We start from the raw sequence: 7,109 nt of genomic DNA on the forward strand, positions 1-7,109 counted from the left end.
CCGCGCTCTGACCGTGAAGCAGACGCCGAACGGCGCGGTCGTCGTCGATTCGGAGGGTCGCACGCAGGGCCGCCTGGTGGAGGACACCGCATGAACTGGGTGGTGGACAACCTCGGGCTCATCGTCGAGCTCACGGTCATCCACCTGCGCCAGAGCCTCATCCCGATCGTGCTCGGGCTCGTGCTCTCGCTGCCGCTCGGCTGGGTCGCCTGGCGCTACCGGCTCGTGCGCGGGCCGGTCATCGTGCTCACCGGCCTGCTGTACACCATCCCCTCGCTCGCCCTGCTGATCCTGATGCCCGCGGCGCTCGGGTACTCCGTGATCAGCGAGCAGAACCTCGTCGCCGCGCTGACGATCTACGCGGTCGCCATCCTCGTGCGGGCCGTCGCCGACGGACTCGACTCGGTGGATGCCGACGTGCTGCAGGCGTCGACGGCCATGGGGTACGCCGCGCCGCGCCGGTTCTTCACCATCGAGCTGCCGCTCGCCGGCCCCGTGATCCTCGCCGGGCTGCGGGTGACCGCGGTGTCGACGATCTCGCTCGCCACGGTGGGCATCCTCATCGGCGTGACCAACCTCGGCTACCTGTTCACGAACGGGCAGCAGCGCCGGCTCATCCCTGAGGTGCTCGCCGGCGTCGTGGCGGTGGTGGTCATCGCCCTGCTCGTCGACGCCCTGCTGATCCTCGCGGGGCGGGCGCTGATGCCGTGGACCCGAGCGACAGCCATCGCGACTCGGCGGGCGAAGGCGGCCGACGCATGAACCTCTTCGCCGACGCGCTCGCCTGGCTGTTCTCGCCCGATCGCCTGGTGGGCACCTACGCCCTGCCGACCCTGCTCGCCCAGCACCTGATCTACACGATCGTCTCGGTCGCCGTCGCCGCCGCGATCGCACTGCCCGCGGGGTGGCTGATCGGCCACACCGGTCGCGGGCGCGAGATCGCCGTCGCCATCTCGGGCGCCGCGCGCGCGATCCCGTCGTTCGGGCTGCTCGTGCTGCTGGTGCTCGTGCTCGGCATCCTGCAGACCCCGCTCGCCGCCGTCATCACGTTCGTGCTGCTGGCGATCCCCTCGCTGCTCGCCGGCGCGTACACCGGGCTCGAGACCATCGACCGCCGGGTCATCGATGCGGCGCGGGCGATGGGCATGACCGAGTGGCAGATCTTCACGAAGGTCGAGCTGCGACTCGGACTGCCGCTGCTCGTCGGCGGGCTCCGGTCGGCCCTGCTGCAGGTGATCGCCACCGTCACGATCGCCGCCTACGTCAACCTCGGCGGACTCGGCTGGCCCATCATCCAGGGCATCCCGCTCAGCCGTTTCGACCAGGTGCTCGGCGGGGCGATCCTCGTCGCGGCCCTGGCTCTCATCGTCGATCTGCTGATGGCGCTCGCGCAGCGAGCCGCCGTCCCTGCGGGGCTGCGCACCCCAGCATCCGCCCGTCCGTCTTCGCCGTCGCGCGCTCGACGCGCGGCATCCGCCCCTGCCTGACCCACACCGAAAGGCCCGCCATGTCCACACACAGCAGAACCCGCACCGCCGTCACCGCCGGCATCGCCATCGTCGCCGCCCTGTCACTGGCCGGCTGCGCCTCGGATTCGAACCCGCTCGACAAGCCCAGCGCCGACAGCGGCGACACGGGCGGGGACACGATCGTCGTCGGCTCGCAGGCGTACTACTCGAACGAGATCATCGCCGAGATCTACGCCCAGGGCCTGGAGAACGCCGGCTTCACCGTCGAGCGCACGTTCAACATCGGCCAGCGCGACGCCTACATGCCCGAGGTCGAGTCCGGCAACATCGACGTCTTCCCGGAGTACACCGGCAACCTGCTCGAGTACCTCGACAAGGAGGCGACGGCCACCAGCCCCGACGACGTGTACGCCGCCCTGAAGGACGCACTTCCCGACGGTCTCACCGCGCTGCAGTACGCCGACGCCAGCGACCAGGACACCTACACGGTGCTGACGTCGTTCGCCGACGAGAACGAGCTCACCTCGATCGCCGATCTGTCGAAGCTCAGCGAGCCCGCCACCATCGGAGCCGCGCCCGAGTTCGAGCAGCGCCCGTACGGCCCCGCGGGCGCGAAGGAGGCGTACGGCATCGACCTGACGTTCTCGGCCACCGGGCAGGGCACCCTCGAGGCGCTGCTGGCCGGCACGGTGCAGGTGGCAGACATCTACTCCGCCGACCCCGCCTTCCAGACCGAGGACATCGTGGCGCTGGAAGACCCCGAGAACATGATCCTGGCCTCGAACGTCGTGCCGCTTGTCTCGAGCGACATCGCCGACGAGGTCAGCGAGGTCATCGACGCGATCAGCGCCGAGCTGAGCGCCGAGGACCTGGTCGCGATGAACGTGCAGAGCACCCTCGACCAGAAGTCGTCGGCCGACATCGCCGAGGCATGGCTGAAGGACAAGGGTCTGATCTGACCCTCGTCACAGCGCCGGCGCGGCCGGGTGGGTTCGCCCACCCGGCCGCGTTCGCGTTGCGGCCGCGTCAGACCCGTTCGTCCTGCCGGGGGATGAATATCTGGTTGAGGATGATGAGGATGGATGCCGTGGCCGGCACCGCGACGAGCGCTCCGAGCAGCCCGAGCAGGGTACCGCCGACCAGCGCGCCGAGCACGACCAGCAGGCCCGGCACCTCGAGGGTGCGGTTCATGACCTTCGGCGTGAGGACGTACGCCTCGATCTGGATGTAGATCAGGTAGACGACGCCGAAGATCAGCGCGTGCAGAGGATCGGCGAGCAGTGCGACGACCGTGCCGATCGCGAGGAAGAGCAGCGGGCCGATCAGCGGGATGAGCGTCACGAGGAATGCGACGACGGCCATGAGCGGCGGGAACGGCAGACCCAGCAGCAGATAGAGCACGAGCGCCACCATCGAGTTCGCGAACGCGAGGACGACCATGCCCTGCACGTATCCGCCGACCGACTCGGTGATCTGGTCGACGATGCCGCGGGCCTGGCGGCGCTTGCGGGCAGGCGCCAGGCGCAGCATCGAGGTGATGATGCCGGGCAGGCCCACCACGAAGTACAGCGTGAGCACGAACACGATGACGAAGGCCGAGACGCCTTCCGCGATCGAGGTGCCGACCTTCAGGGCGCCCCCGCCGAGCGCGGTGAGTGTCTTGCCGTCGGTGAGCAGCTTCTCGCCATCGGCGAGCAGGGAGCCGATCTGATCGCCGAACTGCTTCTCGAGCAGGAGGTACAGGTCGGTGTGCACGAAGTCGTCGATGACCTTGGGCACCGACTTCACGAACGACGCGATCTGCTCGACGACGACGGGCACGATCAGCACGAGTACGAGACCGACGGCCGCGACGAGGGCGACGATGACGATGGCGACGCTGACGCCGCGCGACAGCCCGCGCCGGGTGAGCAGGCGGACGGCGGGGTTCAGGCCCAGCGCGGCGAACAGGGCGATCGCGACGTAGACGAGCACCGTCGACAGGCTGGTGAGCGCGAGCGCGAGCAGGAACGCCGACAGACCGCCGAGCGTGAGGAGGAATCCGAGCCGGAACGGGCGGTCCATGCGCGTCCACATGGAGCGTCGCGGCGTGGGCGCGTCGGCCGGCGAGGGGTGCTCCGCCGCTTCGGCGGCTGAGGCCGCGGCATCCGCCTCGTCGGCTGCGGCGCCGGCTTCGTCGGCTGCGGCGTCTGCCTGGATGGCCGCGCCCATCTCGGCGGCCTCCGCAGCATCTGCGGCGCGGCTGGCCCTGGCTGCCGTGCGGGAGTCGCCGCCGCCGGAGGCGGCGGACGACGTGGGGTCTTCGGTGCTCATGGCGATCACTCTATGGCCGGCGCCGACCTGACCCTGCCTTCTCGGCCCGCGCTTGACTATCGTGGGAGGTGCGACGACCCCTTGGAGGATCCCATGTCCGACGAACACGCACACCACGCAGCCGAACCCGCTGAGGGCGAATACACGGATGCCGACCACGGCGACGGCACGACGACCGGCCATCAGGCGGGGCACGCCGGCGAAGCCGAAGGGGAGTACACCGACGGCGTCTACTCCGCCGACGGCCGTGAGCAGCACCTGCCGCGTCACGGCGAGGGCGCGTACACCGACGCCGACCATGCCGCCGGACGCGGTGATCACCCCGACGCCCACGCCGACGAGGAAGAGGGCGAGTACACCGACGGACGCTACCCCGACGACGGCGACGCAGGGCCCGCCGACCGCCGGCACAGCTGACGTCGTGGATGACGCCGACGCGCGCGCCGCAGGCGCTGAACTGCTGCGCCTGCGCGCCAGCATCGACAACATCGACGCCGCACTGATCTTCATGCTCGCCGAGCGCTTTCGCTGCACGCAGCAGGTCGGGCGCCTCAAGGCCGAGCACGACATGCCCGCCTCAGATCCCGGGCGGGAAGAGCAGCAGACCGCGCGCCTGCGCGCGCTCGCCGAGGAGGCCCACCTCGACCCCGAGTTCGCCGAGAAGTGGTTCAACTTCGTCGTCGCCGAGGTCATCCGCCACCACACCGAGGCCGCCGAGGGCCGCTGACCTTCGGCTCGCCCGTCGCAGCGATCCCGCTTCTTGGCGATCGTGCCTTTTCGCGCGCGTGCAATCTATGCCAGAATGTGATCGATATCCGGTTCGAAACATCAGAAACAAGCATTCAGGAGTCGCCATGCACACCACCGCCGGGGCGCACATGCGCGCAGAGCTCACCTCGCAGCCCGAGACCTGGGCCCGCGCGGCAGATATGCGCGACGAGCAGGCCCTGCTCCCGGCCTCCGGCGCCCGCATCGCCGTCGTCGGCTGCGGCACCTCCTGGTTCATGGCGCAGTCGTACGCCGCGCTGCGCGAGAGCGCCGGTCACGGTGAGACCGACGCGTTCACGGCATCCGAGTTCCCCTTCGGCCGCGGCTACGACGCGATCGTCGCCCTCACCCGCTCGGGCACGACCACCGAGGTGCTCGAGCTGACGCAGCGCGTGAAGGGCGCGACTCCCGTGATCGCCGTCGTCGGCGACACGACCTCCCCCCTCGTCGACCTGGCCGACCGGGTGATCGGCCTGCCGTTCGCCGACGAGCAGTCGGTCGTGCAGACCCGCTTCGCGACCACCGCCCTGGCCCTGTTCCGCGCGTCGGTCGGTGAGAGCCTCGACGCCGCGATCTCCGACGCGCAGGCCGTGCTCGACGGCACCGACGACGACGCTCTCGCCGAGGCCGAGCAGTACAGCTTCCTCGGTATGGGCTGGGCGATGGGGCTCGCTCACGAGGCGGCGCTGAAGATGCGCGAGTCCTCGCAGTCGTGGACCGAGTCGTACAGCTCGATGGAGTACCGCCACGGCCCGATCGCCATCGCCGCGCCCGGACGCATCACCTGGCAGCTCGGCTCCGCCCCCGAAGGCCTGCAGGCGCAGGTGGAGGCGACGGGCGCTCGTTTCGTGCAGCACCCGATCGACCCGATGGCCGACCTCGTGCGTCTGCACCGCGTCGCCCTCGACCGCGCGGTCGCGAAGGGGCTCGACCCCGACCAGCCGCGCAACCTCACCCGCTCGGTGGTCCTCGACGGCTGACAGCCGACGACGGACGGATGACGGAGGGCGCGCATGTCCGAGCAGAGCGACATCCCCGAGGTGGTCGGCGACGAGTCCGGTGAGCGGCTCGCCGCTGCTGTCTCGATCGGCGCCGGCGCGCCCGTGCTGGCCTTCGACGTGGGCGGCACCGACATCAAGTCGGCGCTGTTCGACGCCGACGGCACGGTCCTCGGGCTGCGGCGCACTCCGACCCCGCCCAGCGAAGATGGCACCCCCGCCCGGCTGATCGAGCGGCTCGGCGAGCTCGCCGCCGAGCTGCGCGCACAGCATCCGGATGTCGTGCCGCAGGCCGTCGGACTCGTCGTGCCCGGCATCGTCGACGCTGAGAGCGGCATCGGGGTGTTCAGCAGCAACCTGGGCTGGCACGATGCGCCGATGCGCGACCTGATGGCGGCGCGATTCGGGATGCCCGTGGCCTTCGACCACGACGTGCGTACGGCCAGCTGGGCCGAGCACGTGCTCGGCGGCGCCCGCGACTACGCGAACGCGGTCGTGCTGATCATCGGCACCGGCATCGCCGGTGCGCTGCTGGTCGACGGACGTCCGTACACCGCGGGCGGCTACGCCGGCGAGATCGGCCACTCGCCGCTCGGGGAGTGGCCGTGCCCGTGCGGAGCACGCGGATGCCTGGAGGCCATCGCGTCGGCCGGCGCGATCTCGCGCCGCTACACCGAGGCCACCGGCGACCCGGTCGACGGCGCCCGCGAGGTGATCGCCCGTGCTGCGGCGGGTGATGACACCGCCGCGCGCATCTGGAACGAGGCGCTCGACGCGCTCACGATGTCGATCGCCCAGCTCACGGCGGTGATCGCCCCGCAGGCCGTCGTCATCGGCGGGGGCCTGTCGCGTGCCGGGAGTGCGCTGTTCGACGAGCTGCGCACGCGCCTCGCCGACCGGCTCAGCTTCCACCGCATCCCGGCGCTGGTCCCGGCCGAGCTGTCCGGCGATGCCGGCATCCACGGGTCGGCGCTGCGCGCACGGCAGGCGGTGCAGGCATGATCGTCACCGTCACCCCGAACCCCGCCCTCGACCTCACCTGGCACGTCGCCTCGCTCACCGTCGGCCACACCCACCGCGCGGATGCCGGGCAGGCGCGCGCCGGCGGCAAGGGCCTCAACGTCGCCCGCGTCGCGCACGCGCAGGGCGCAGACGTTCTCGCGGTGACAACCACGGGAGGCGCGACCGGCGAGGAGTTCGCCGCAGAGCTCGCCTCGTCGCGGGTTCCGCACGTGCTCGTGCCGGTCGAGGCATCCACCCGGCGCAGCGTCGCCCTCGTCGACGAGGCACTCGGCGACACGACCGTGGTCAACGAGCGGGGCGTCGCCCCGTCTGACGCGGAGTGGCAGACCCTGCGGGATGCCGTGGCCCGCGCCCTCGCTGCCGGTGCCCCCGGTGCCCCGGCCCCTGGCGCCCCCGCCGCCGGTGACGAACGGGGGGCCGACACTCCAGATGTCGGACGCATCCCGCGAGAACGTCCGACATCTGGCGTGTCGGCCCCCGGAGCGTACCGCCCCGGCATCCGGCATCCGGCACCCGACCCCGCCCTGTCTCTTATACA

At 71.1% G+C, this 7,109-nt stretch carries 9 protein-coding genes; 8 read left to right on the forward strand and 1 reads right to left on the reverse strand.

Annotated features, from left to right (window positions below; translation table 11 throughout):
• Positions 1-90: 90 nt before the first annotated feature.
• From BFN01_RS09800 to BFN01_RS09810, 3 genes are read left to right on the forward strand one after another with little or no spacing between them, the layout of a single operon-like run.
• Positions 91-762, forward strand: coding sequence for an ABC transporter permease (locus BFN01_RS09800; RefSeq protein ID WP_071643895.1), 672 nt, complete (start codon positions 91-93; stop codon positions 760-762).
• A complete protein-coding gene (locus tag BFN01_RS09805; RefSeq protein WP_071643897.1) occupies positions 759-1,487 on the forward strand; it encodes an ABC transporter permease in 729 nt (242 codons plus the stop codon). Before BFN01_RS09800 ends, BFN01_RS09805 begins: the two co-directional genes overlap by 4 nt.
• Positions 1,488-1,507: 20 nt before the next feature.
• Complete coding sequence (locus tag BFN01_RS09810; RefSeq protein WP_071643899.1) at positions 1,508-2,428, forward strand: ABC transporter substrate-binding protein; 921 nt, start codon at positions 1,508-1,510, stop codon at positions 2,426-2,428.
• A 67-nt stretch (positions 2,429-2,495) separates the two neighbouring features.
• Here BFN01_RS09810 and BFN01_RS09815 read toward each other — a convergent pair whose 3' ends face one another.
• Positions 2,496-3,782 carry an AI-2E family transporter gene (locus BFN01_RS09815; RefSeq protein WP_256221107.1) on the reverse strand — a complete coding sequence of 429 codons (1,287 nt, stop codon included), beginning with the start codon at positions 3,780-3,782 and terminating at the stop codon, positions 2,496-2,498.
• A gap of 93 nt (positions 3,783-3,875) precedes the next feature.
• Between BFN01_RS09815 and BFN01_RS09820 the strand changes: the two genes are divergently transcribed.
• The 5 genes from BFN01_RS09820 to BFN01_RS15645 form a co-directional block, all read left to right on the forward strand.
• The gene (locus tag BFN01_RS09820) at positions 3,876-4,199 is read left to right on the forward strand and encodes a hypothetical protein (protein WP_071643901.1); all 324 of its coding nucleotides are present in this window, start codon (positions 3,876-3,878) and stop codon (positions 4,197-4,199) included.
• Between the two features lie 4 nt (positions 4,200-4,203).
• On the forward strand, positions 4,204-4,509 hold the full coding sequence (locus BFN01_RS09825; RefSeq protein WP_071643903.1) for a chorismate mutase: 306 nt from the start codon (positions 4,204-4,206) through the stop codon (positions 4,507-4,509).
• A gap of 127 nt (positions 4,510-4,636) precedes the next feature.
• Positions 4,637-5,530, forward strand: coding sequence for an SIS domain-containing protein (locus BFN01_RS09830; RefSeq protein WP_071643905.1), 894 nt, complete (start codon positions 4,637-4,639; stop codon positions 5,528-5,530).
• 33 nt (positions 5,531-5,563) lie between these two features.
• Positions 5,564-6,550 (forward strand): ROK family protein, encoded by a 987-nt coding sequence (locus tag BFN01_RS09835; RefSeq protein WP_083428760.1) that lies wholly within the window; start codon positions 5,564-5,566, stop codon positions 6,548-6,550.
• On the forward strand, positions 6,547-7,109 hold a 563-nt coding region (locus BFN01_RS15645; protein ID WP_256221108.1), incomplete at its 3' end, for a PfkB family carbohydrate kinase. The genes BFN01_RS09835 and BFN01_RS15645, both read left to right, overlap by 4 nt.

The organism is Microbacterium sp. AR7-10 (genome assembly GCF_001878835.1).
Classification (GTDB): domain Bacteria; phylum Actinomycetota; class Actinomycetes; order Actinomycetales; family Microbacteriaceae; genus Microbacterium; species Microbacterium commune.